Origin of the sequence: Rhodococcus chondri, from assembly GCF_036327435.1 — a bacterium.
Taxonomy (GTDB): domain Bacteria; phylum Actinomycetota; class Actinomycetes; order Mycobacteriales; family Mycobacteriaceae; genus Rhodococcus; species Rhodococcus chondri.
The window spans coordinates 1-24,023 of sequence record NZ_JAUZMZ010000051.1 but is presented as its reverse complement, the minus strand read 5'-3'; the positions used below and the strand labels follow the sequence as shown (position 1 = coordinate 24,023).

Genomic DNA, 24,023 nt, shown 5'->3' with positions numbered 1-24,023 from the left:
GGTTCGACCATGCGCGTCGTTCGTCGACCACGCTGACCACGCTGACTCGCCGAAAATCCACACGGTGCCGTCGGACTTGCCCGACGGCACCTCGCCATGACCCCGAGGCTCTCCACCCTCACCATCTCGGGTGTGCCGTGGCCGGGATCTCAGGAGGCCAGGCGGGACATCTTTCCCGTAGCGGCCCGGCACGGTATCGACGATGCCCTAGCCGGCGGAGCGCCCGGCAACCTGAGCACGAACGTGCTTTGACGGCGATGGACGACGGATCGACCGGTGTCCCCAGGACAACTCTCGGCTTGCCGTCATCGACTTCGGGTATTGCGCCGATCACACAAACCACGTAACGTCGATCACAACTTGACGCGGCGTCAAATTCTATCGACTAGCAGTCCACTCGCGTCCTTCCCCAGGCGACGACCCGCCTGACGCGGAACAGGACGCACGCACGCAAAGGACCCTCCATGGCATTCACCCTCCCCGACTCGGGGCTCTCACTCGACATCGACTTCGACCCGCAGCACCTGCGTGAGCGCTTCGCAGTGGACAAGAAGAAGCGGATTCGGCCCGACACGCTCGCCCAGTTCCAAGGGCTGTCCGATGTCCTCGAGGTCGACGATCGCGACCCCTTCGTCGAGCCGATCAACCGCGCGCCCGTGACGGAGGAGCTCGACGCCCTCGTTCTCGGCGGCGGCTTCGGCGGACTCACCGCCGGCGCCCACCTCACGCAGAACGACGTCACGAACTTCCGTATCGTCGAGTACGGCGGCGACTTCGGTGGCACCTGGTACTGGAACCGCTACCCGGGCGTGCAGTGCGACATCGAATCGCACATCTACATGCCGCTCCTCGAGGAAACCGGTTACGTCCCCAGCCAGCGCTACGCCGACGGCTCCGAGATCTTCGAGCACGCCCAGCGCATCGGGCGGCACTACGGCCTCTACGAGCAGACCTACTTCCAGACCCGCGCCACCAAAGCCACGTGGGATGACGAAGAGCGGCGCTGGGAAGTGACCACCGATCGCGGAGACCGCTTTCTGACCAAGTTCCTTCTGCGCTCCAACGGTGCGCTGACCAAGCCGCAGCTTCCCAAGGTCCCTGGCATCGGCGACTTCGAGGGCAAAATCTTCCACACCAGCCGCTGGGACTACGAGTACACCGGTGGATCGGCGGCCGGGAACCTCGAGAACCTGCGGAACAAGCGGGTCGCCGTCGTCGGCACCGGCGCTACCGGCGTCCAGGTCGTGCCCTACCTCGCCGAGGACGCGAAGGAACTCGTCGTGGTCCAGCGGACCCCGAGCGTCGTGCAGCCCCGCAACAACCGGAAGACCGACCCCGCCTGGGCTGCGTCGCTGAAGCCGGGATGGCAGTACGAGCGGCACGACAACTTCAACGGGATCATCTCCGGCCATGAGGTCGAGGGCAACCACGTCGACGACGGCTGGACGCACCTGTTCCCCGCGCTGACGGGGCAGCATCTGGTGGATGCGCCTGTATCGGAGTTGTCCGTTGCCGACCAGGGCGTTGTGGCCGAGATCGCCGACATGCAGCAGCTCATGAGCGCGCACCAGCGGGTCGACTCGATCGTGACCGACCCTGCCGTCGCCGACGGATTGAAGCCGTGGTTCGGGTACATGTGCAAGCGACCGTGCTTCAATGACGAATATCTGGACACCTTCAACCGCGCGAACGTGACTCTGGCGGCGGCGCCGACGGGTATCGACGGCATTACGGCCGATGGCATCGTCGTCGGCGGCAAGCACTACGAGGTCGACTGCATCGTGTTCGCGACCGGGTTCGAGACCGGATCCGGACCCGCGGGGATCTACGGCTACGACGTCCTCGGGCGTGACGGCCGGTCGATGCAAGAGTACTTTTCCGACGGAGCCAAAACCCTGCACGGCTTCTTCACGCACGGCTTCCCCAACTTCGTCGAACTGGGAATGAGCCAGACCGCGTACTACGTGAACTTCGTGTACATGCTCGACCGGAAGGCGCGGCACGCAGCGCGGCTGATCCGGCACTCCCTGGACAACGGGATCAGTGCGTTCGAGCCCTCGATGGAGGCCGAATCGTCTTGGGTCGCAACGGTCCGCGCGTCGAACGAGCCACGGGTGGCGTACTGGGCGGCGTGCACGCCCGGCTACTACAACGGCCAGGGCGACGTCTCGAAGGCGGTGTTCAACGAGGTCTTCAACTCGAGCGAGATCGACTTCTGGAACATGATCGAGGACTGGTGGGAGGCGCGCGAGTTCGAGGGATTGACGTTCGAATGGTCTCATTCGGCGGCGCCGGTCGAGGCTTGAGCTGAACGGGCGGGGACGCGGCGGCGGTGCTCGGAAGCCCGCTCGAACCGGTGATCGCCACCCGCGGCCGCCACGATCGCAATTTCCGCGAGAGCGGATCGTCTTCCCGTCCCACTCCCTCCGCGGGCCGTCGCGCCGCGTTCGGTAAGCGAGCAGCGACATTAGGATGCCAGCCATGGATGCAAGCAATTCCCCAGCAGCGGTGAACGATGTGGATATCGGACAACCGATGGCTGGCCGGGACGGTGCGGAGTCGGCGCCTGCCGGAGATGCTGGGCATCCGACTCCCGGCGCGGATGGTGGGCGACGTCGGCGAATTCCGCGCGGCGAGGTCCAGCGGCAATCGATTCTCGACGCGTTCGAGCGTCGCCTGCGCGAGATGCCGGCCGTGGACATCTCGGTCAAGGACATCACCGAGGCTGCGGGGATCAAGCGACCCAACTTCTACTTCTATTTCGAATCCAAGGACGAGGTCCTCGGCGAACTGGTCGGCAGGACGTGGGACGACTGGGCCGAAAGCATCGGCGGCTATCACCGCCGCGCCGGGGAATCACACGCAGACTACTTCGACCGCCTATTCGGAACGTCCTATCTCGCATGGGTGAAACGGGACCGCGTGATGGTGGCGGGCATACAGGCGACCAGCTACGACGCGAAGCTCAGGGCCCGATGGACGTCGCTGGTCACGGATCTCAACAGACATCTGATAGCGCAGATGAGCAGAGACGCGGACGCCGGGCAGATCACTCCGCTTTCGGACGACCACGCCTGCCTCGTCACGACGCTGACCGACATGATCGTAATGGCCTTCTTCAAGGACCGGTTGCTCGAGACGGCCGAATCCGAGTCGACCCGGATGCTGGCCGGCCTGAAGACGATCTGGCTCGGGACGTGGGGAGCACCGAATTCGCCGACGCCTCACAAACGCTGATCCGGCGGCACGGCATACGACCGCCGTCCGTCACCGCAGTCTCCTGGCGCGACACGGCTTGTACGCACCTCCAAACGCTCGCCCGGAGCGATCTCTTGTCGGGCACACCTCGTCGTACCGTAAACGTCACGCAGAACCCGCCGTATCCGCCGAGACTCGGCGGATGCATCAATAATTCTGCGCCACAGGATATTTCACTGGAGCGGCAGCGATCGGCTGCCATCACCGGTGAATCTCCATCCGGTACACGAGAAAGAGGACCTCATGTCGTTGAACGGGAAGATTGCAATCGTCACCGGTGCTGCCCAAGGCATCGGCGCGGCCACTGCACAGCGGCTCGCCTCCGAGGGCGCCACGGTGATCGCCGCGGACATTCAGGATGCGAGCGGCACGGTCGACGCGATTGCAGAGTCCGGTGGAAAGGCCGAGGCACACCTGCTCGACGTACGCGTCAAGAGCAACTGGGCCGAGGCGGTCCGCGAGGTCATCGAGCGGCACGGCCGCGTCGATCTCCTCGCCAATGTCGCTGGTGTCGTCAATATGATCAGCGAGGACAGCGTCGTCGGCCTCACAGAAGAGGCTTGGGACCATGTCATCGGCACCGACCTCAAAGGCGTCTGGCTCGGCATGCAGGCGGTAATCCCGGGCATGATCGAGCGGGGCGGCGGGCGCATCGTGAACATCGCGTCGATGGCGGCCCTGCGCGGCCTGCCCAACCTGGCTTCGTACTCCGCGGCGAAGGGCGGAGTGGTGTCGCTGACAAAGCAGGCCGCGTACGAGTACGGCGACAAGAACGTCCTGATCAACGCCATCTGCCCCGGCACCATCGACACACCGATCCTGGCGGATATCACCGACGAGATGCGCCAGGCCAATGCGAACGCCCACATCGTCCGCCGCCTGGGCGAGCCTGCGGAAATCGCCTCGATGGTCGCGTACCTCATGCGGGAGGGCAGCTTCCTCACCGGTGAGATCTATCCAGTGGACGGAGGCTGGGCAGCGAAGGGCAACTTCTGACAATCATTGGACTCACCCACAAACGTGCCCGCTCCGACCCCTTCACCGGTCGGGGCGGGCACGACATTCTGTGATCCACGACATAACCGATGTGATCGAAATCGAGGAGATGCACCGTGGACGATCAGCACTGCACTTTCGGCCTGTGGTACGACTTCCGAAACCCGGCGCGATGGCCGCGCACCTTCACCGACTTCTACGCGCAAAGCCTCGAGCAGATCCGATGGGCCGAAAGCCGCGGTATCGAGTCGATCTGGCTGACCGAACACCACTTCATGGCGGACGGGTACACCCCCTCGCCGTTCGTAGTCGCCGCTGCTATCGGAGCGCAGACCGACACGGTTCGGATCGGCACGAACCTGATCGTGTCACCTCTGCACAACCCGATCCGGCTCGATCGCGGGGGCGGCCACGGCTACTCGCAACCCGCCGTCCCGGCATTCGGACGGGCAGTGCGCAATCGTCCCAGCCTGCTCGAAGAAGGCGTCGATCTCATTCGACGGGCGTGGTCGGGTGAACCCGCCGAGTTCCACGGCAAGCGGTACGACTTCCCGGCACTACCGGTCACCCCTCAACCGGAAATCGCCCCGCGGCTTCTGGTCGGAGCAATGGCAGAACAGGCGATCGAACGCGTCGCGCGGATCGGCGACGGCTACCTGAGTACACAGAACGCGCACCATGAGATGTACCTCGACGCGCTCGAACGCGTCGGACGGTCCCGTGACGAAGGCCGGATCTACGCCGGTCAGTGGGCGGTGGTGGCCGACGATCCCGAACGCGAATGGGCCCGCATCGGGGAGCACGCGCTCTACCAGATCAACGGATACATCGAGATGGGGGCATTCGGACCACCCGACTCCATCCCCAGGTTCGGGACGCCGCAGGATCTCGTCGACGGTGGGGCGTTCACGCTGTGGGACGTCGACACCGCAGTCACCGAACTCACGGCACTGTTGGTGTCCCGCCCGCAGATCAAGGATGTGCATTTCTGGGCACAGCTACCCGGCGAACCGGTCGACAGCGGCTCGGCGCGCATCGAGCTACTCACCTCGAAAGTCGTCCCGCAGGTGCGCGCGGCGGTCGCCGCCGATCGACAGGAGGCTTCCGCATGACCTCGGTACCGGCTACCGGTTCCACCAACCCGCTCGTGATCACCGACTTTCTCTACCGGGCGAGAGACCTTTTCTCCGCCAAGACCATCACGCAATACCAGGACGGTGAGAAAACCTTCGGATACACCTACGGGGAGTACGCCGAGCGGGTGCTCCGACTCGCCGCGGCACTGGTCGACCTCGGCGTGCGTCCCGGCGACCGGGTCGCAACGCTGGCGTGGAACCACTACCGCCATCTCGAGCTCTACATGGCGGTTCCGCTGGCCGGAGCCGTGCTTCACACCGTCAACCTGCGGCTCGAACCGGACGAGATCGCCTACATCGTCGACCATGCCGACGACCGGATCGTTTTCGTGGACACCGCGCTGCTCCCCCTCCTGGATGCGACGCGAACACAACGACCCGGCATGCAGGTGATCACCACCGACGGCGACGGCGACGTGCTGCCGAACCAGGACGGGTTGATCGCCCTCGCGAATCCACTGACCACTCCCGTATCTCGCGCCGAAAACGACCTCGCGGCTCTGTGTTACACGTCCGGGACCACAGGATCGCCCAAGGGGGTGGGCTATTCGCATCGTGCCCTGTATCTGCATACATTCACTGCATGTCTCGCTGACGGGCACGCGATCTCGGAACGCGACACGGTCTGTCACGTGGTTCCGATGTTCCACGCCAACGCGTGGGGCATTCCCTTCGCCGCATTGATGACCGGGGCAAACCAGGTACTCCCCGGACCACACCCGGCGGTCTCGGACATCGGGACGATACTTTCGCAGGAACGCGTCACATACACCGGGATGGTGCCCACGGTTGCGGTCGACCTGGTCCAGCACGCTCTCGCCTCGGGTACCGACCTGACGTGCCTGCGCGCGCTCGTGCTCGGCGGTTCCACACCCACACCGGAGCTGATCCGCAGCATCGAGGAAGACCTCGGCATCCGGGCCTACCAGGGCTGGGGCATGACGGAGCTTTCCCCGATGGGAACGTTCGCGCGCCCGCCGCGCTCGGCGGAGAACGATCCGCAACGTCGCTACGACTACGTCCGCCGGCAGGGTCGCCTACTGCCCGGTCTGCACTGGAAGCTCGTCGACGACACAGGCGCTGTAGTACCCCACAACGGCGTGGACAGCGGCGAGCTCCTCATGCGCGGGCCATGGGTCGCAGAACGGTACTTCCGTGACGAGCATCCCGAGGCGTTCGCCGACGGCTGGCTGCGCACCGGCGACATTGCGACCATCGACTCGGAGGGTTACCTGACCATCGTGGATCGCGCGAAAGACCTGATCAAAAGCGGCGGCGAGTGGATCAGTTCGGTCGCGATCGAGCAGGCCCTCACCACGATTCCGCATGTCGCGGAGGCGGCGGTGATCGCGGTTCCGCACGAACGGTGGCAGGAACGCCCCTTGGCATTCGTTGCCCCCGAGAGCGGGCACACACTCGATCCTGCCGAGGTGCTGAACTCCCTCACCGAGATCGTCCCGCGATGGTGGCTGCCCGAACGCATCGAGATCGTCGAGTCCCTGCCCCGCACGAGTGTCGGCAAACTCGACAAGAAGCAACTGCGCAGGACAGTCGAGAACGACCTCTTTGTGGATACCCACAACGGCTCGGTCGCGGGGCGGCTCCCGTGAGGCGCGGATCACACTAGCGTCGGTTCCATCGGCCCGTCCAGGGGCATCCGTCGTCGCGAGGAGAAGCAGGTGAAGTTCGGAATCTTCTACGTCCTCGAATGCCCCGATCATGATTTCGCGCGGGCCTATCGCGAGATGCTCGAACAGATCTCCTACGCCGAACAGCTCGGCTTCGACGAGGTGTGGCTGGCCGAGCATCACGGCTCCGACTACGGGTCCATGCCTTCTCCGCAGGTCGCCGCCGCTGCGATCGCCGAACGTACCGAAAGGATGCGGATCGGCATCGCGGTGAGCAATCTGACCTTCGACTGGCCGGTGCGCATCGCGGAGGACTACGCGATGGTCGATGTTCTCTCCGGTGGGCGACTCGATTTCGGAGTGGGTCGCGGCTACCAGCCGCAAGAGTTCCACAACATGGGTGTCGGCGACCTCCAGGGCGAGAGCCGGGAGGTGTTCGTCGAAGCGCTCGAGATCGTGCGGGGGTTGTGGAGTAAGCCGGCGGGTGAACCGTTCTCCTATCACGGCACACACTTCGACCTGGACAACGTCGACTGCCGACCCACCCCCCTGCAGCATCCGACCCCACCCATCTACATCGCCTCGATCAGCCCCGAGACCCTCGAGCTGGCCGCAGACCAGGGCTACAACATGCTGGTCACCCCCACCCTGATGACGATGCCGGAACTCAACTCGTTCGTCATCGATGCGAAACGCAGACTGCGCGATCACGGCCGCGACATTCTCGATCTCGATTTCCCGATGAACTGGCAGATTCACCTCGCGGACACCGAGGAAACCGCCGTCGAGAATGCGCGGGATGCGCTGACCTGGTATTTCGACGCCGCCCTTGCGGCGGTACCGCAGGGATCGGACGTACCGCCGACCTACGAGCGGTACGCCCAACTGGTCACCGCGACCGACGAGGCCGGCGGCATGACCGTCGACGGTCTGAGGGAGGGCGGTGTCGTGTACGTGGGCGATCCCGACGGCCTGATCCGACAGATCGACACCCTGCACGACGAGACCGGTCTGCAGCACCTGATCTGCTGGATGCGCTTCGGCGGCCTCGAACACGAGAAGGTCATGCGATCGCTCGAACTGTTCGCCGAACACGTCATACCTCGCTTCCGCGATCGTGCGCCCGTCACACCGCGCGCGCTGCGCGACACCCTCGCTCCCGTCCCTGCCACCCATCCGTTCGATTCCGCTTTTCCACTTGCACAGGAGGACACCATGGGATTTCTGCCCGTCGAGAACGACCGCAGCATCTATTTCGAACACCACCGCGGGGAGGGCCGGCCGATCGTTCTGATCCACGGCTGGGGCGCGACCGCCCGCGCCTGGGATACGACGCTTCCGGCGCTGCGCGCCAACGGAAACGAGGTCGTCACCGTCGATCTGCGGTGCTGTGGTCGTTCCGACAAGGACTTCGACGATGTGTCGATCGCGGCGTTGGCCTCCGACATCGTTCGGCTCGTCGATCACCTGGATCTCGACCGGCCGGTGATCAACGGTTGGTCGCTCGGCGGCGCGGTCGCGACCGCGGCGGTCGCGCAACTCGGTAACCGGGCCTCGGCACTTGTGCTTACCGGCGGCGCCTCCCCGCGATACACGGCGAGCGACGACTGGCCGCACGGCGGTGCCGTCGCCGACGTCGAGGCAGTCCTCGCTTCGGCGGCCGCGAATCGTGCCGACACTTTCCGCGGAGTCGCCGCCGCAGTGTGCGCGGAAAATCCCGGTGAGGCGGTGCTCGACTCGATCTGGGACATGTTCATGTCGATGGGGCCACGCGGTGACGATTCGCTGCGCGATCTGGCGACCGTGGATCTGCGCAAGGAGATCGCCTCGCTCGAGGTACCCATCCTGCTGCTTCACGGCCGGGCCGACGCGTTCGTCCCGTTCTCGGCCGCCGAAGCCGTGCCGGGGCTCAATCACCGTGCCGAGGTCGTCGAGTTCGCCTCCAGCGGCCACGCACCGTTCCTCGAGGAGCGCGATCGCTACATCGCCGAGCTGACAGGATTCCTGAATCGATGAGCACGCCCAAGACTTGGCTGGTCACCGGTGGATCCCGCGGAATCGGTCGCGCCGTCGTCGAACACGCGACCGCCCGCGGCGACCGGGTGGCGGTCTTCGCCCGCAAGCCCGCCGGAGAACAGTGGCACCTGCCCGATCGGGTCGTCGAAATTTCCACCGACATCACAGATCCCGCGTCCCTCCGTCGCGGCGTCGACGCGGTGTTCGAGAGGTTCGGCAGTCTCGACGTGGTGGTCAATGCCGCCGGCGTGCATCGTGGCGGTCGGATCGGCGACCTGTCGCGCGAACATTGGGACGAGGTGATCGCCACCAACCTGACAGGCGCCTTCGAGCTTGCGCGCACGGTGGTCCCCCGCCTTCAGGCCGGCGCGTCGATGATCAATGTCGGTGCAGTGGTCGGTTTCCGGGGTTTTCCTGGCGATGTGGCGTACGGGGCGGCAAAAGCCGGGCTGAGCGGGCTGACACAGGTGCTGGCCGTCGAGCTGGCACCGCGGGACATTCGCGTCAACCTGGTGATCCCCGGTTTCGTGGACACCGACATGACCTCGACTCTCACCGGACGAGCACGCGACAAGGTGATCGCATCGATTCCGATGGGTCGCACGGGCCGTCCCGAAGAGATTGCGCAGGTCATCGTGGGTGTGGCCGATTCGCCGTATATGACGGGCAGCGTCGTCGCGACCGACGGCGGGCTGATGAGTTCGTTCAGCTCCCGAGACTGAGCGCCCGATCGTTGTAGCGACCTACAACGCTGACGAAATCGACGTGACCCACACCACAACAATGCGATTAACCTCGACATCAGCAGCACGGAAGATATTACAACGCTGCAGGATTCGTCCAAATTCCTATCTCGAAGGAGCTCAGATGGACAACGTCGCGAGTGCCGGAAGCCTCGAAGCAGCCAACAAGAAACTCGTTGCAGAATTCATGGAGGTCTTCTCCACCGGCAACGTCGAGGCCATCCTCGGCTACCTCGCGCCCACCGCTACGTGGTGGGTCGCCGGCACCATCGACGGAATCTCCGGCACCAAGACCAAGCAGGAATTCCGCGAAATGCTGTCGGGGCTGTCGGCGAACACGAAAACCGGCGCGATCGCCCTGACCCCCCTCGCCTGGACCGCGGAAAGCGACCGCGTGGCTGTGGAAACCGAGTCGTACTCGGAGATGAACAACGGCCGCGTCTACAACAACCTCTACCACTTCGTCTTCGAGGTTCGAGACGGGCTCATCCACTCCGTCAAGGAGTATCTCGACACCGAACACACCAGGGCCGTATTCCTCTGACCCTGACCCGACTCTCCCATTCATCCACTCATACAAGGAGTTACGTCCATGGACGTCGGAATGCTGCTCGTCTTCCAGAACTATCACGAAAATGTCAGCGATCAGGAAGTGTTCGTCCGCGAGCTCGAAATGGGCGTCGCCGCCGAGAAGTACGGCTTCGACGCCGTCTGGTCCGCTGAGCACCACTTCGACGACTACTCGATGTGCCCGGACAACATGCAGATCATGTCGTATCTCGCTGCGCGCACCTCGACGGTCAAGCTCGGTACCGGCGCCGTGATTCTCCCTTGGAACAATCCTGTCCGCGTTGTCGAGAAGATGACGATGCTCGACATGATGTCCGGTGGTCGCGCGCTGTACGGCATGGGCCGCGGATTGGCCAAGATGGAGTACGACGCCTTCGGAATCCCGATGGACGAAGCGCGGGGACGCTTCATCGAAGGCGCCCAGATGACGATCGAGGGCCTGCGCACCGGAGTTGTCGACAACCCCGACGGCGAGTTCTACCCGCAGTCGCGCGTCGACATCCGCCCCGCACCCAACCCCGCATACGAGTGGGGACGCGACCGCCTGTTCGGCGCCGCGATGTCACCGGACTCGGTGCCGGTCATCGCCGATCTCGGTGTGCGCATGATGACCTTCATGCAGTTCGAGTTCGCCAAGCACGCGGAGGCGATCAACCGGTGGCGCGGCCTGTACCGTGAGCGCTGGGGCACCGAGCCGCTGCCGCCGGTCATCCAGGACTTCGTGGTGTGCCACGAGGACGCGGACGAAGCCCGCAGGCTCGCCTACGAGCACGTCTCCCGATACTTCCTGTCGGTCATCAAGCACTACGACTTCGCCGGGGAGCACTGGCGGGAGACCAAGGGCTACGAAACGTACCAGGTGGGCGCGGACATGATCCGGGAGGCCGGCATGGAGGCCGCCGCCGACGCCTACGTCGAGGCCAACGTCTACGGCACCCCGGAGCAGATCGTCGAGAAGTACGCCGCCCGGCATGAGGCGATCGGCGACTTCTTCGCCAACGCCGCGTTCGCGTTCGGCGGCCTGCCGATCGAGCAGGCCGAGAAGGCGCTGAAGCTCTACGGCGAGAAGGTCGTTCCCGAGCTCCACAAGATGAAGGCCCCGGTTCCGGCCAACGCCTGAACTCGGTAGCGCGGTGCCCGGCACGCACCGGGCACCGCCGCTCCCCTGATCGGAGGACATCATGAATGCTATTGCCACCCAAGACTTCACCACCGAGTTCCGCGACGTGATGGCCAACGTGTGCACCCCCGTGACGGTCGTGACCGCACTGGACGGTCATCGCCCGCACGGCACCACCGTCAGCGCCTTCGCGTCGCTGTCGATGAGTCCTCCGATGGTCATGGTCGCCCTCGATCGCGGGTCCGACCTCCTCGTTCTGATCCGCGAGCAGAAACGGTTCGGAATCAATGTTCTCGGGCACGGGCAGGACGGCCTGGCCCTGGCCTTCGCCCGCAAGGGCGCCGACAAGTTCGACGGGGTCGAGTGGTCCCTGTCGGCCGGCGTGCCCCGCATCGACGGTGCGCCCGGCTGGGTGGCCTGCCACGTGGCCGACCTCGTGGACGGCGGCGACCACATCGTCGTCCTCGGCCATGTCGAGGACGCCGCCCGCGCCGATCATCCGCCGCTGACCTACCACGGGCGCACCTTCGGCACCCACAGCGCAGAAGAGGAGTAGTCGTCATGCCACGGACCCCCGCACAGGACGTCGAACTTGCTGTCGAGACTCTCGCCTCGGGAGGCATGGTCGTCGTCGTGGACGACGACGACCGCGAGAACGAGGGCGACCTGGTCGCTGCCGCCGCGACCGTTTCCACCGAACAGATGGCGTTCATCGTCCGGCATACCACCGGCATCGTCTGCGCGCCGATGACGACGCATCGCGCCGACCTCCTCGAACTACCGCCGATGGTCGAGCACAACACCGACGCGCACGGCACCGCGTTCACCGTCACCGTCGACCACGTCTCCACCAGCACCGGCGTGAGCGCCGAGGACCGGGCCGCGACGCTACGAGCTCTCGCGTGCGATGCAACGGTGCCCGCCGATCTACGCCGACCAGGCCACGTCTTTCCGCTGCGCGCGCGAGAAGGCGGCGTATTGTCCCGCGCCGGTCACACCGAGGCGACCGTCGATCTGCTTCGACTGGCCGGTGCGGGTGACGTGGGAGTTATCGGCGAGATCGTCGCCGACGACGGCTCCATGCGGCGCGGTGCCGATCTCATCGCGTTCGCACACGAGCACGACTTGCCGATGCTGCGGATCGCCGATCTGATCCGTTACCGCACGGCGACCGAACCGTTCGTCGAACTCGTCGCCGAATCGACCATGCCCACCGAGTTCGGTGAATTCCGCGCAGTGGCGTTCCGGTCGGTGCTCGACGGCACCGAGCACCTCGCACTGGTCATGGGCGACGTGGCGGCCGCAGGGCGCACACCCGAGGGTGTGCTGGTGCGGGTGCACAGCGAATGCCTCACAGGTGACATCCTCGGATCCCTTCGTTGTGACTGCGGAGCCCAGCTCGAACGAGCCCTCGCCGAGATCGCCCGCGAAGGGTGCGGGGTGCTGGTATACCTGCGGGGTCACGAAGGCCGCGGTATCGGGCTTGCGCACAAAATCCGTGCCTATTCGCTGCAGGAGCAGGGTCTCGACACCGTGGATGCCAATCGTGCTCTGGGTCTGCCCGACGACTCTCGCAGTTACGGCGTCGGCGCCCGCATCCTGGCCGATCTCGGTGTCCGGCGCATGCGCCTGATCACCAACAACCCGAGCAAACTCGGTGGACTCGAAGGCTATTCGATCGACATCGTCGGCCGCGTTGCTCTCCCCACCGTGGCCACCGCTCACAACGTGCGATATCTGCGCGCAAAGCGGGACCGGATGGGCCACGAACTGGATCCCGCCCTGACCGATGTGATCGCCACCTGAGAACCGGTAGATTGGAGTAATCCACAAATTCGGGGGCGGAATGGAAAGGGACGCGACACAACCGTGAATGTGAGGGCCGACATGGCACCACTGCCGAGCACGGGCACCGAGACCCCGAGTCCGCACGGCCGGTCATCCGACGAAGCGGTGCGTCCGCCCACTCGTCCTCGCGAACGCGATGTGATCACCGCTTTTGCCGAGATCACCGGCGAAGCCATCGGCGATGCCGACCTCGAACAACTGCTTCGCTCGGTCTGCGTCAAGCTCTGCGACGTGATCGGCGGATCCCGTTCGTCGCTCTACCTCAAGCGACCCGACGGCCGCTTCCGCGGCGCCGCCGGGCATTGCACAGATCAAGGTGACATCACCGAGGCCGTCAAACGCCAGGAGACCGGTATCGCCGGCGACCGGTTCGGCCGGGAAATCATCGAAACCGCCCGACCGGTCCTCATCAGTGATGTCGCCAACGATCCCAGGCCGCACCGGCGCACGATGGAGCACTGGCGGGTGCGGGCCATGCTCGGCGTCCCCTTGGTGTTCGACCGCGACGTTATCGGCCTGCTCTTCGTCGACAACAAGGACCGCGAACGGGTCTACACCCAGGAAGACATCGAGATCGCCGAGATGTTTGCGCAGCTCAGCGCTCTGTTCATCAGCCAGGCGATGCTCAACGTCCGCCTGCGCAGCCAAGCGTCGGAAATCGCCCGCAGCCGCAACACGCTTGCGTACCTCGCGGACGTGCACCGCAAACTCACCAACGCGGTACTCGAGGGTGCCGACATCCACAGCGTCGTGGCGCTGCTCAGCGACCTGTCCGCGAAGCCCGTCGTCCTCTACGACGAGGAATTCCGCGTACTCGCATGGTCCGCTCCCGCCACGCTCGGCCTCGAGCGTCCGCCCGCGATCTCCGAGCAGATCCGTGGAATGCCCTCGGTCGAGGCCGAACTCGCGGCACTCAGCCCGGAACGCCCGTCCGCGGTCGTGCCACCGACCTTGTCGGTTGGGCTCGGCCGCAGACACCTGATGTGTCGACTGGTGATCGAAGGCAAACCCAACGGATACCTCGGCATAGTCGAGGTCGGACGATCGCTCGAGCCGGTCGACGCGAACCTCGCCGAGCACGGCGCGACAGTGCTCTCGCTGCAGATCCTCTCCGAACGCCGACAGATCGAGACGCAAGGGCAGGCGCGCGACGACTACCTCTCCGACCTGCTGCGCAATACCCGAGACAAGGAACATTTGCTGCGCCGTGGACCACAGTTCGGCATCGACCTGACACATCCCCATGCGCTCGTCCGCTTCGCGCTCTCGGCGAATCCGCGGATGACCGCGTCTGCGGCACAGCGCCTCGTCACGCGCAGGTTCCGGGAAGTCATGGGAATCGACGAACCTGCCGCAGTGAAGCTGCCCGGAAGCATCATCGTGCTTCTCCCGCTGCCCGCGGGCGGGTCGGCCGACGAACTCCGGACCGTGCGTGACCGGGTCGGGCAGGTGCGTGCGACTCTGAAGTCCGATCTCTCAACCGCAGCCACCGTCATCTCGGGTGTCTGCCGGGAAGTAACCGACTTTCCCCAGGCTTCGCGGGAGATGCGTGAAGTGGCCGACATCGCGCGTTCCTTCGACTGGGACGAAGGTGTCCTCGACGTCACCGAACTCGGATTGTTACGCGTCGTCGTCACCTCGGGCCGTGTCAAAGAGGCGGTCCGGTTCGCTCACGACTACGTGCACGCAGTACGAGATGCCGACGGTGGAGTTCTCCTCGCGACCTGGCGGGCATTCGTCGCCGCCGAGGGACGTGTACAGGGAGCCGCGCTCGCGCTGGACGTGCACGAGAACACCGTGCGGTATCGCATAGGGAAAATTCGGGAACTCACCGGGCTGGAGCCCACAAGCCTCGACGCGTTGCTGTCCGCCCGTCTTGCGTTCCAGATCCTGGACTTTGCGACGCGCTGAACAGCACAAATGCGCCACACTACGCATTGTAGGAATCCACAAGGCCAACGGATAACTGCAGTGCCGGTACGGCACACGGTAGATACGTTCTAATCATGCCGATCAACACGACACCCAGTGAGCTCCTCGGAGTCGATCTCACCGCCGTGCGCGACTGGATGGACACGCAAGGCATCGGATCCGGCGATCTGACAGCAGTCTCCCCTATCGGCGGCGGAACCCAGAACATCATGCTCGGCTTCGAGCGTGCCGGGATTCACTACGTTCTGCGTCGCGGACCGAGGCATCTGCGCCCGCATTCGAACCGAATGATGCTGCGGGAGATGACCATTCTTCGCGCTCTTGCCGGTACCACCGTTCCCTGTCCGACCTTCGTCGCCGGCAGCGAAGACACTGAAGTACTGGGAGCGGTGTTCTACCTGATGCTGGCTGTGGAAGGCTACAACGCCGCCGACGGCCTCTCCCCGGCCCACGCAGCAGACGGCAGCGTGCGCCACCACATGGGCCTGGCGATGGTGGACGCACTCGCCGAACTGGGCCGGGTCGACCCGGCCTCGATCGGACTCACCGATTTCGGCCGCCCCGACGGGTTCCTGGAACGCCAGGTCGGCCGCTGGAACAGCGAACTCGAGTCGTACACGCTCCTGCGCGGGTATCCCGACGTCTTGCTTCCGGGGGTCGACAAGATCTCATCCTGGCTCGACGACAATCGGCCACGACATTGGACACCGGGCATCCTGCACGGCGACTACCACGTTGCCAACATCATGTTCGACCGCGTCGAACCGAAGGTAACTGCCATCGTCGACTGGGAGATGGCAACTATCGGCGATCCACTGCTCGACCTCGGGTGGATCTTCGCGATGTGGCCCGAGCGCGACGGCGCGCCCGATCTGCTCGAAAGTAGTCTCGCCGCGGCCGGCGGTCTTCCGACCCGCGCGGCGCTGCTCGAGCGGTACACCGCAAACACCGATCGCGATTTGAGCGCTATCGACTGGTACACCGCGCTGGCCGGTTTCAAGCTCGGCATCATTCTGGAAGGCACCTATGCCCGCGCCTGCTCGGGCCAGGCATCCACCGAGGTGGGTGACCGCCTGCACCGGTATGCCCTCCAACTCTTCGAGCGCACCCTGCGCTTCCTTGACTGATCCACCTATCCGCACACCGGAGGTATGCAACATGGCATGGGACTTCTCCACCGACCCTGAATTCCAGCGGAAGCTGGACTGGATGACCGCATTCGTGCGAAACGAGATCCGCCCGCTCGAAACTCTCGAATTGACATGGCCGCAACTGCTCGAGGCAATCGCACCTCTGCAGCAAGAGGTGAAGGCCCAGCAGCTGTGGGCAGCGCACCTCGACCCGGAGCTCGGCGGTCAGGGCTACGGTCAGGTCAAACTCGGCCTGATGCACGAGATCCTCGGCTCTTCTCCGCTCGGTCCGCTCGTCTTCGGTTGCCAGGCACCGGATTCCGGCAACGCTGAGATACTCGCCGCGGTCGGCACCGACGAACAGAAGCGTCTCTGGCTCGAGCCGCTGCTGTCAGGCGAGAAATACTCTGCCTTCGCACTCACCGAACCCGACAACGCCGGCGCCGACCCGACGAACCTGCAGACGACCGCCGTGCGTGACGGCGACAACTGGGTTCTCAACGGACACAAGTGGTTCATCAGCAACGCGTCGACCGCCGATTTCGTCATCGTCGTCGCCGTCACGGATCCCGACGCCGAACGGCACCGTCGTGCTTCGCAGTTCATCGTCCCGATCGACGCACCGGGTCTCGACGTGGTTCGGGACATCGCCTCGATGGAGAATCCGTCTCCACGGGACAACACCTACGGCTCGCACTGCGAGGTCGTGCTGCGCGACGTCCGCGTGGGAGACGATGCGCTGCTCGGCAATCCCGGCGACGGTTTCCTGATTTCCCAGAAGCGCCTCGGCCCCGGCCGTATTCATCACTGCATGCGGTGGATCGGACAGTCCAACCGCGCCTTCGACATGATGTGCGAACGCGCCACGTACCGCTTCGCGCACGGCAGCGTCCTCGGCGAAAAGCAGACCATCCGCAATTGGATCGCCGACTCGGCCGCCGAAATGCAGGCCCTGCGCCTGATGACGCTGCAGGCCGCGTGGGTGATCGATACCCAGGGAACCAAGGCTGCCCGCAAAGAGATCGCGATGATCAAATACTTCGGCGCAAAGATCCTGCACGACATCATCGACCGGTCCATCCAGACCCACGGTTCTCTCGGTTTCAGCTCGGATCTGCCGCTGGACTTCATGTACCGGGCGGCCCGCGCGGCCCGCCTCTACGACGGTCCGGACGAGGTGCACCGCGACACCGTCGCCAAGCTCATCCTGCGCGGCTACGAAGCTCCCGCTGATCGGATCCCCAGCGAGCACGTCCCCACCCGGCGGCGCGCGGCGCAGGAGCGTTACGCCGACCTGCTCGACGAGGTGCTCGCCTCGACCTGACACGAGGAGCCCCATCCGAGGCCGCACTGACGCATTTCATCCAGCGGTGCGGGATGCGCCGAGCAGCCGTCCCGTACCGCCGGCCTCGGCCACGGTCGGGGCGTTACTTCCAAAGCCTCGTTGACCCTCACCGCCTCCGGTGACAGGATGACCAACCACAGACGCGAACGCGTGTGCGAACAACTCAACAGGAAGGCCCGCCGCGACGGCAATCGCGACGGGCCGGATGTCCGACTAATAAGGAGTCGAACATGCGACAGCATACCCATGCGCAGGTGACGTCGTGAGTATCGAAGCGATCACCTGGACACTGGAACACGCCGTCATACCCTCCCCGACCCCGCCCGGCATGCCGTCGGCGCCGGCGTTGACGTTGGTACTGCTCGGCCTGGCCAATCACGCTTCCCGGTACGGCGAAGACGCGTACCCGTCCGTGCGCACACTCGCCGGATACGCCCGCATGAGCGAGAGGCAGGTGCAGCGCTGTCTCGGTGCGCTCGTCGAACTCGAGCTCATCAGCCGCGGCGACCAGGAGCGCGTCGCGGCATCGATCTGCCGCGAGGATCGTCGTCCCACCTGTTACAACCTCACCATGCGGCGGAACGACACGCCGTCACCCCGTCCACACCAACGGGGCGACAAACGAGCACCCGACGGGATGACGGCCGGGCGTGAACGGGGTGACACCCGTGTCACCCGAACCGTCCTCGAACCAAGAAATGAACCTGCCACCGCGTCGCGTACGACACTTCCGGTACGACCGGCGACGCCGGCGCAGCGGCAGCACCCGCACATCGAAAAATTGGCGGCGGCGTGCCGCCGGGTCGGCCTCACCGCGCGGTTCGACACATTGACCGCGGAGAAGGCCACCGTGATCGCACACTCGGTCGAGGTCCACGGCATCGAGGCACTCGTGCGCGCCGCGCTCGGACTGCACCGCCCTCACGACCCGGCTCGCTCGGCCGCGGCCTGGATCTCGGCCTGGCAAGAACTCCCGCCCCCACGCCCGAAGCTCCCTCCTGCGTGCGGTAGCTGCGACGAATACGGGTGGTTGCCGGATGACGAGGTCGGCCGGGCGGTCCGCTGCCCCTGCCGTCACATCGGATTCGGGCGGACGGACAAGGTTGCCCGCGCGAGTCTCGTCGGCAACGCGGCGGATAACGGCTCGGTGATGGGAGGATGCGCGAGTCGAGTACGCAGGGCGATTGGAGTCGAGGCGAGTGCCATCCACCACGGTGAAGTCCGCACGGAAACGGTTGAGCGACCTTATCCGGGAAGTCAACGACGACACGGTCGCGGTCGAAATCGTCGGTAAGCGAAACAGCGCCATGTTGATTTCGAAGGCGCGGTATGCCGCGTTGCAGGAGGCCACGTTTCTGCTCCGCTCCCCCGAGTTGATGGAGAGTCTGCGTCGCGAGATGGAGCGCTCCCGTGTCGAGACTGCGCAGCAGTCGCCGTCCGACGATGCTTCGGCCGCGACGGCGAAGACGAAACTCCCGCAAGAAAGGCGTGCGTTCGGATTCGGAAAGAAGGAGCGCAGGAAGCACAAGAAGCGAGGCTAGCTGTACTGCACTGGGACATTGATCCATCGACTGAGGGGAAGGTTTCTGCCGATGGCGGAGTGTTGCCGGTGATGATTGCAGGGACGAATCACCAACTACCGCCGACCGGCATGCCGCCGCCCACCAAGACCTACTCGACGTCGGGCCTCGATGTCTCCCCTGACTGTTTCCGCGGACCGAGTCGACTATGCGGACGGCCCATCACCACGACGTTCACGTGCGAATCCTCGGTTCGGAGAGAGGCATTCTCCCTATCCGCCGATCGACTGACGGGGATCAGCACTCGGTGGCGGTCGATGAACTCGATACGACCGATCGGCGCTATGGCCCCTCAGTTCACGAGCCGGACGCTCGTGGTCCGCGGGTGCTCGACGAGGTCGACCATAGCGTCGACGAACGAACGACCGTCGACAGTCAACTCCGAATAGCGCTGGTGCACTGCGAAGTAGCCCTCGATCCGGCGCGCGGCCTCCAAAGGATCCGATCGCGGATCGACCATGTCGCAGACCGCGTCACCCACCGCACAGACCGTGGCGACCGGAACCGTCCCGAACCCGTCACGCGCCCCGGTCAGCGAGATGCCCGCCAGCGCTCCCGGGGCGACGACCTCGGCGCCGGTGTCGGGGGTGCGGGGGTCGGCGATCAACAGACCGGCGAGATCGTCCGGACGGTCGATGTCGTGCGCAAGTTCGGCGAGGACGTCGCCGGCGATCGCGGCACCCTGCGAAAAGCCGACGACGCGGAGCGCCGCAATGGGGCACTCGGCGTGCGCGAGGGCGACCTGCCGGTGCAGCTCGTCGACCCCGATCTCCTTCGACCGGTTGTACGTGTGTGTACCGATCGGGCTGATCTCTCCGGGATAGCCGATCCGCACCGTCCGCATCCCGCGGTCGGCGACCGCCGCAAGGATCGGATGAACCGTCGACGTGGGTTTGCCGACCTTGAGGGTGCCGTCGACCCCGAAAACGATCATCGGAGGACAGCTCTCGGGTCCCGGCGGGGACGCCGCGGCGGGGACGCTCGTGCTCCCCGCGAGCACGACCACGGCCGCCACCCCGAGGATCGCTCCGGCCCGTTTGACCGCCCTGCGCAGACGCATGCTCACTCCTCCGCCCGCGGCCTTGGTGATCGCGATCGCGCTTCAGCCCTCCAAGATCCGTGCGATCGAGGCGAGCGTAGTGGGGATGCCCTCCCGAGCAGCCTGTTCACGTGCGGCCATCTCGCCTGGCGCCTCAGACCCGAAACGCTCGTGGAAGAACTCCTGACCGGCCGCGGGCAACTCCCAGGTCTCCGTCAGCTCCGTGCCTGCATCCGCGGACTTCATCAGATAACCCCAACGCACCACGCCAGGGCCGACCGACCACGCAAACTCGCGGCCCGGGTCAGCGACGACGATCTCCGAGCGTGTCTGCCAGGTGCGGTCCGGGGTCACGTTCCGGCCAGTGAAAATGGCACCGACCTCAGGTCCCTGGCCCGGGTCCCACCAGCACTCCGCGCACACCGGCGACCACTCGCCGGTGCGGGTCACGTCGGACACAAGCGCATACACCTGCTCCGGAGTGGCGCGCACGAGAATAGAGGACTGGAAGGTCAAAGACGTGGTCTGCATAGGCACCATCCTGCCTTCCTCCGACGGAGATCGCAGGGCGGCCGATCCCCGAGATCTGCGGTGCTGTCAACGGCGACGAAAGGTTGGTTTTGGCCCATTTTGCGTGACGGCGCGAAGTGGGGTGCCGCTCAGGACCGCTGCCGGTCCACAGGCGATGATCTTGCCGGTGCGCTGCGAATCGGTGTGAACTGCAGGTTCTGCTTCCGCACCTGACCCGCATGACGATCGAGTCGATCGACACATCCACTACATCGATCCCCATCCGAGCCTGCGCGGTGACGCAGGATGCCTCGCGCCCGGACTTCGGAACCCAGCCTCGGCCGGTCCAGAGCCGTTGCGACCGCACGCCGCCTACGGCCCCTCCCGGCCCACGCGACGGTAGTGTGCGCCACCGCATGGGCCTGGCGAAGATGTACGCACTCACCGAACTGGGCCTGATCGACCCAACTTCGATCGAACTCACCGATTTCAGCCGCCCTGACGGGTTCCTGGAACGCCAGGTCAGCCGCTGGAACAGCGAACTCGAGTCGTACCCGCTCCTGCGCGGGCCGCCCGTCGAAGCTTCAGAAACCGGCCGGAGACCAGATCAGGACCGATGCCCCTGACGGCCTGCATCCGGCTCGGTTGCTGCCAGGTTCCACCCCGACGAACGGCTCGAGGGCGGCCTCGACGTGGTCACCTCCTATGGGGTACTCGACGACCACCACGTGCTCGTGTGCAGGTCCGCGGCGATGGTCCCGCGCAACTGCGCACAAGCTCGTCGAAACCGCGACCCCCGCCGAGAACATCCGCGTCGACCCGTCCTGCCCTCAGCGTGACTTCGCGGCGTCCTGCGCGGCGATGTAGCCGTACACCAGGCCTTGACCGATCGTCGCCCCGGCTCCCGGGTACGTGTTGCCGAACGCGTTGGCGGCGGTGTTGCCGATCGCGTAGAGACCGTCGATCGCGCTGCCGTCCTCGCGCAGCACCCGCGCCCGCGCGTCGGCCTTCACGCCACCGCATGTACCGAGGTCGCTCAGCGTCATCTTTACCGCGTAGAGCGGCCCTTCGGTCAGCGGCCGCAGGTTCGGGTTCGGTTCGACCGTCGGATCGCCGTAGTAGCGGTCGTAGGCGCTTTGCCCGCGTCCGAATTCGGAGTCCGTTCCCGCCGCGGCATCGTCGTTGAACCGGCGGAAGGTCTCGGCGAAGGTGCTCTCCGGCAACCCCATCGAGCGCGCCAGCTCGACGGGATCCGAGGCGCTGTGCGCGATGCCCGCCTTGTACCAGGAGCCCGGGATCGGCTGGCGCGGAAACAACCCCGCCGCGAACACGTAACTGTTGCGGTACTTCTGGTCGAAGACGATCCACATCGATTCGACCGGGTCTCCGGCGCGCTCACGGTCGAGGATCTTCTGACCGAACGACATGTAGTCGGACGATTTGTTGGTGAACCGGCGGCCTGCATGGTCCACGATGAACGACCCCGGCAGGGACCGTTCGGCCAGCATGACCAGCGGCGGCTTGCCCGGGGCGGTCGGCGCGACGGCGGGGAACCACCAGGCCTGGTCCATCAGGTCGATGTCGGCACCGACTTCCTGGGCGACCTTGATCGCGTCACCGGTGTTGCCCTCGGCGCCGAGACTCTCGTTGTCGACCAGCCTCTCGGACTGGAACTTGCGGCGCATGGCCATGTCGTGGTCGAACCCGCCGGCCGCGAGAACGACGCCGCGACGGGAGGTCACGGTCACCTCACGGCCGTTCTGTTCGAGGACGGCGCCCGTCACACGGACACCGTCGGTGACCAGCCACACCAGCGACGTCTCGGTCCAGACGGGGATGCCGGCGCGCAGCACCCCGGCGAACAGGCCGGCAGCGATCGCCTGGCCGCCCGCCACGTACTCGCGCTTCACCGCGAGCCCCGCCACACCCTGTGCGAGCCGCCGGAGGATGCGGGGGAATCCCTTGTGCGGCACGCGGACCATGAGGTTCATCCACTTGTAGTCCGCGCCGGTGGTCTGACGCGGGATCAGAAATTCACTGGAGTGCCATGTACAAGTCCGACGACGACGCCGTATCCATGGTCGAGCAAGCCTTCGGCGACACGGTCTACGTCACCGGGCTCGACGCTGTGCGGGAACAGTTCGCCACGACATGAGGGGAAAATATTCGGGTCTGCGTGACCGGAACTTCCAGCCGAACTCTGATGCCACGAAGTAGATCTCAACACGGGACGCGGCGCCCACAGGCCCCGGCGATGCCCGCGCATGCTGTCGGCGTGTGTGGTGTCGTCGCGGTAGATGTCGACGATGACCTCGAGCGCCGCTGGTGAATCGCGCTACCTACCCGGTACAGAGCCACCTCTCAGGCACGAGAGTCGGTGTAGCGGGGCCTCGTGGTGATCGGCATGGCGCCGTAAAGGCTTGTCCCTGCTTGTGACTCGAGGGTGCTGGGCGACAACTGCGAGCACCTTGGGCGGCTGCCGCGATGGGCGGCAGGCCCGCTGTGTCAGTGCCCGGAGATGCAGACGACCAGGTGCGCTGCGCTTGTCGTGAGTCACGACGACCGCCACGATATCGAGAGTTCCCGCCGGTGGGTACTGCGTCGTCAATGTTCCGGGCGCGCAGAAGTACCCGAGCCGACTCCAACTACTCGTCGGGGCCTCCTCACAGTCCACCGGTTAGAACGCAGCGTCCTTCCTCCCGATGCTGATGAGGTACTCGTCCGCCTCGGGTTCGTGAACGAAAGCACCTCGCCGACATGTCGGCGCAGCACCTCGAGGATGCCGTTTGCGGTGGGCCGGACTGCACCGTGTACGCCCGCGGCGGACTGTCGACCCAGCACCAGGTGACCGTCATCGCCCCGGACAAAAACTGACGTGCAGGGGCCGCGTTGGCCGCGGGTGGGATGTGATCCATCGCTTCGCCGCGGCCCGGGCTACGGCAGCTTGTCGACGGCGATCACCGGGTCACCCTGCTGTACCGGGCCTGTACCACCGGGGCCTGGGGGAAGGATTCCTCGAGCGGACCGAGAGGATGCGGATCGGCAGATTTGGGCACCCGTCCTTAGCGGAACCGATCTGATGACCGACAAACTTCGTCAATTCAATTCTCATCGGTGTGATTTCGTGCCAATGCTGTCCGTCGCCCGCGCAATACGCTAGCAGGTCGGCTGG

At 65.4% G+C, this 24,023-nt stretch carries 19 protein-coding genes and 1 pseudogene; 17 read left to right on the top strand and 3 right to left on the bottom strand.

The window, feature by feature from the left end; genetic code table 11:
• The first annotated feature begins 464 nt into the window (after positions 1–464).
• From Q8814_RS11190 to Q8814_RS11115, 16 genes are all read left to right on the top strand, one after another.
• Positions 465–2,306 carry a flavin-containing monooxygenase gene (locus tag Q8814_RS11190; protein ID WP_330152088.1) on the top strand — a complete coding sequence of 614 codons (1,842 nt, stop codon included), beginning with the start codon at positions 465–467 and terminating at the stop codon, positions 2,304–2,306.
• 229 nt (positions 2,307–2,535) lie between these two features.
• The gene (locus tag Q8814_RS11185) at positions 2,536–3,237 is read left to right on the top strand and encodes a TetR/AcrR family transcriptional regulator (protein ID WP_330152087.1); all 702 of its coding nucleotides are present in this window, start codon (positions 2,536–2,538) and stop codon (positions 3,235–3,237) included.
• A gap of 264 nt (positions 3,238–3,501) precedes the next feature.
• A complete protein-coding gene (locus Q8814_RS11180) occupies positions 3,502–4,254 on the top strand; it encodes an SDR family NAD(P)-dependent oxidoreductase (protein WP_330152086.1) in 753 nt (250 codons plus the stop codon).
• A 116-nt stretch (positions 4,255–4,370) separates the two neighbouring features.
• A complete protein-coding gene (locus Q8814_RS11175; protein ID WP_330152085.1) occupies positions 4,371–5,366 on the top strand; it encodes an LLM class flavin-dependent oxidoreductase in 996 nt (331 codons plus the stop codon).
• On the top strand, positions 5,363–7,000 hold the full coding sequence (locus Q8814_RS11170) for a long-chain-fatty-acid--CoA ligase (RefSeq protein ID WP_330152084.1): 1,638 nt from the start codon (positions 5,363–5,365) through the stop codon (positions 6,998–7,000). The genes Q8814_RS11175 and Q8814_RS11170 overlap by 4 nt, the downstream gene beginning before the upstream one ends.
• A 69-nt stretch (positions 7,001–7,069) precedes the next feature.
• Entirely contained in the window at positions 7,070–9,034 is a 1,965-nt protein-coding gene (locus Q8814_RS11165) for an LLM class flavin-dependent oxidoreductase (protein WP_330152083.1), read from the top strand.
• Positions 9,031–9,756 carry an SDR family NAD(P)-dependent oxidoreductase gene (locus Q8814_RS11160; RefSeq protein WP_330152082.1) on the top strand — a complete coding sequence of 242 codons (726 nt, stop codon included), beginning with the start codon at positions 9,031–9,033 and terminating at the stop codon, positions 9,754–9,756. Before Q8814_RS11165 ends, Q8814_RS11160 begins: the two co-directional genes overlap by 4 nt.
• Before the next feature lie 145 nt (positions 9,757–9,901).
• Entirely contained in the window at positions 9,902–10,321 is a 420-nt protein-coding gene (locus Q8814_RS11155; RefSeq protein WP_330152081.1) for a nuclear transport factor 2 family protein, read from the top strand.
• A 48-nt stretch (positions 10,322–10,369) separates the two neighbouring features.
• Positions 10,370–11,467, top strand: a complete 1,098-nt coding sequence (locus Q8814_RS11150) for an LLM class flavin-dependent oxidoreductase (RefSeq protein ID WP_330152080.1) — start codon at positions 10,370–10,372, stop codon at positions 11,465–11,467.
• Between the two features lie 61 nt (positions 11,468–11,528).
• The gene (locus tag Q8814_RS11145; protein ID WP_330152079.1) at positions 11,529–12,023 is read left to right on the top strand and encodes a flavin reductase family protein; all 495 of its coding nucleotides are present in this window, start codon (positions 11,529–11,531) and stop codon (positions 12,021–12,023) included.
• Positions 12,024–12,028: 5 nt separating this feature from the next.
• A complete protein-coding gene (locus Q8814_RS11140) occupies positions 12,029–13,273 on the top strand; it encodes a bifunctional 3,4-dihydroxy-2-butanone-4-phosphate synthase/GTP cyclohydrolase II (protein ID WP_330152078.1) in 1,245 nt (414 codons plus the stop codon).
• A gap of 81 nt (positions 13,274–13,354) precedes the next feature.
• The gene (locus Q8814_RS11135) at positions 13,355–15,226 is read left to right on the top strand and encodes a helix-turn-helix domain-containing protein (RefSeq protein ID WP_330152077.1); all 1,872 of its coding nucleotides are present in this window, start codon (positions 13,355–13,357) and stop codon (positions 15,224–15,226) included.
• A 95-nt stretch (positions 15,227–15,321) separates the two neighbouring features.
• Positions 15,322–16,374 carry a phosphotransferase family protein gene (locus Q8814_RS11130; protein ID WP_330152076.1) on the top strand — a complete coding sequence of 351 codons (1,053 nt, stop codon included), beginning with the start codon at positions 15,322–15,324 and terminating at the stop codon, positions 16,372–16,374.
• 31 nt (positions 16,375–16,405) lie between these two features.
• The gene (locus Q8814_RS11125; protein WP_330152094.1) at positions 16,406–17,701 is read left to right on the top strand and encodes an acyl-CoA dehydrogenase family protein; all 1,296 of its coding nucleotides are present in this window, start codon (positions 16,406–16,408) and stop codon (positions 17,699–17,701) included.
• A 283-nt stretch (positions 17,702–17,984) separates the two neighbouring features.
• Positions 17,985–19,016 (top strand): helix-turn-helix domain-containing protein, encoded by a 1,032-nt coding sequence (locus Q8814_RS11120; RefSeq protein ID WP_330152075.1) that lies wholly within the window; start codon positions 17,985–17,987, stop codon positions 19,014–19,016.
• Complete coding sequence (locus tag Q8814_RS11115) at positions 18,922–19,263, top strand: type II toxin-antitoxin system Phd/YefM family antitoxin (RefSeq protein WP_330152074.1); 342 nt, start codon at positions 18,922–18,924, stop codon at positions 19,261–19,263. Before Q8814_RS11120 ends, Q8814_RS11115 begins: the two co-directional genes overlap by 95 nt.
• Before the next feature lie 331 nt (positions 19,264–19,594).
• Here the strand turns inward: Q8814_RS11115 and Q8814_RS11110 are convergent, their stop codons facing one another.
• Together Q8814_RS11110 and Q8814_RS11105 are read right to left on the bottom strand one after the other, a co-directional pair.
• On the bottom strand, positions 19,595–20,362 hold the full coding sequence (locus Q8814_RS11110) for a cutinase family protein (protein ID WP_330152073.1): 768 nt from the start codon (positions 20,360–20,362) through the stop codon (positions 19,595–19,597).
• A 42-nt stretch (positions 20,363–20,404) separates the two neighbouring features.
• Positions 20,405–20,881 carry an SRPBCC family protein gene (locus tag Q8814_RS11105; protein ID WP_330152072.1) on the bottom strand — a complete coding sequence of 159 codons (477 nt, stop codon included), beginning with the start codon at positions 20,879–20,881 and terminating at the stop codon, positions 20,405–20,407.
• 386 nt (positions 20,882–21,267) lie between these two features.
• On the opposite strand from Q8814_RS11105, the gene Q8814_RS11100 reads away from it, so the two are divergent.
• Entirely contained in the window at positions 21,268–21,477 is a 210-nt protein-coding gene (locus tag Q8814_RS11100) for a hypothetical protein (RefSeq protein ID WP_330152071.1), read from the top strand.
• Between the two features lie 204 nt (positions 21,478–21,681).
• Here Q8814_RS11100 and Q8814_RS11090 read toward each other — a convergent pair.
• Positions 21,682–22,878: pseudogene (locus Q8814_RS11090) on the bottom strand (FAD-binding protein); the annotation flags it as partial.
• Positions 22,879–24,023: the final 1,145 nt, after the last annotated feature.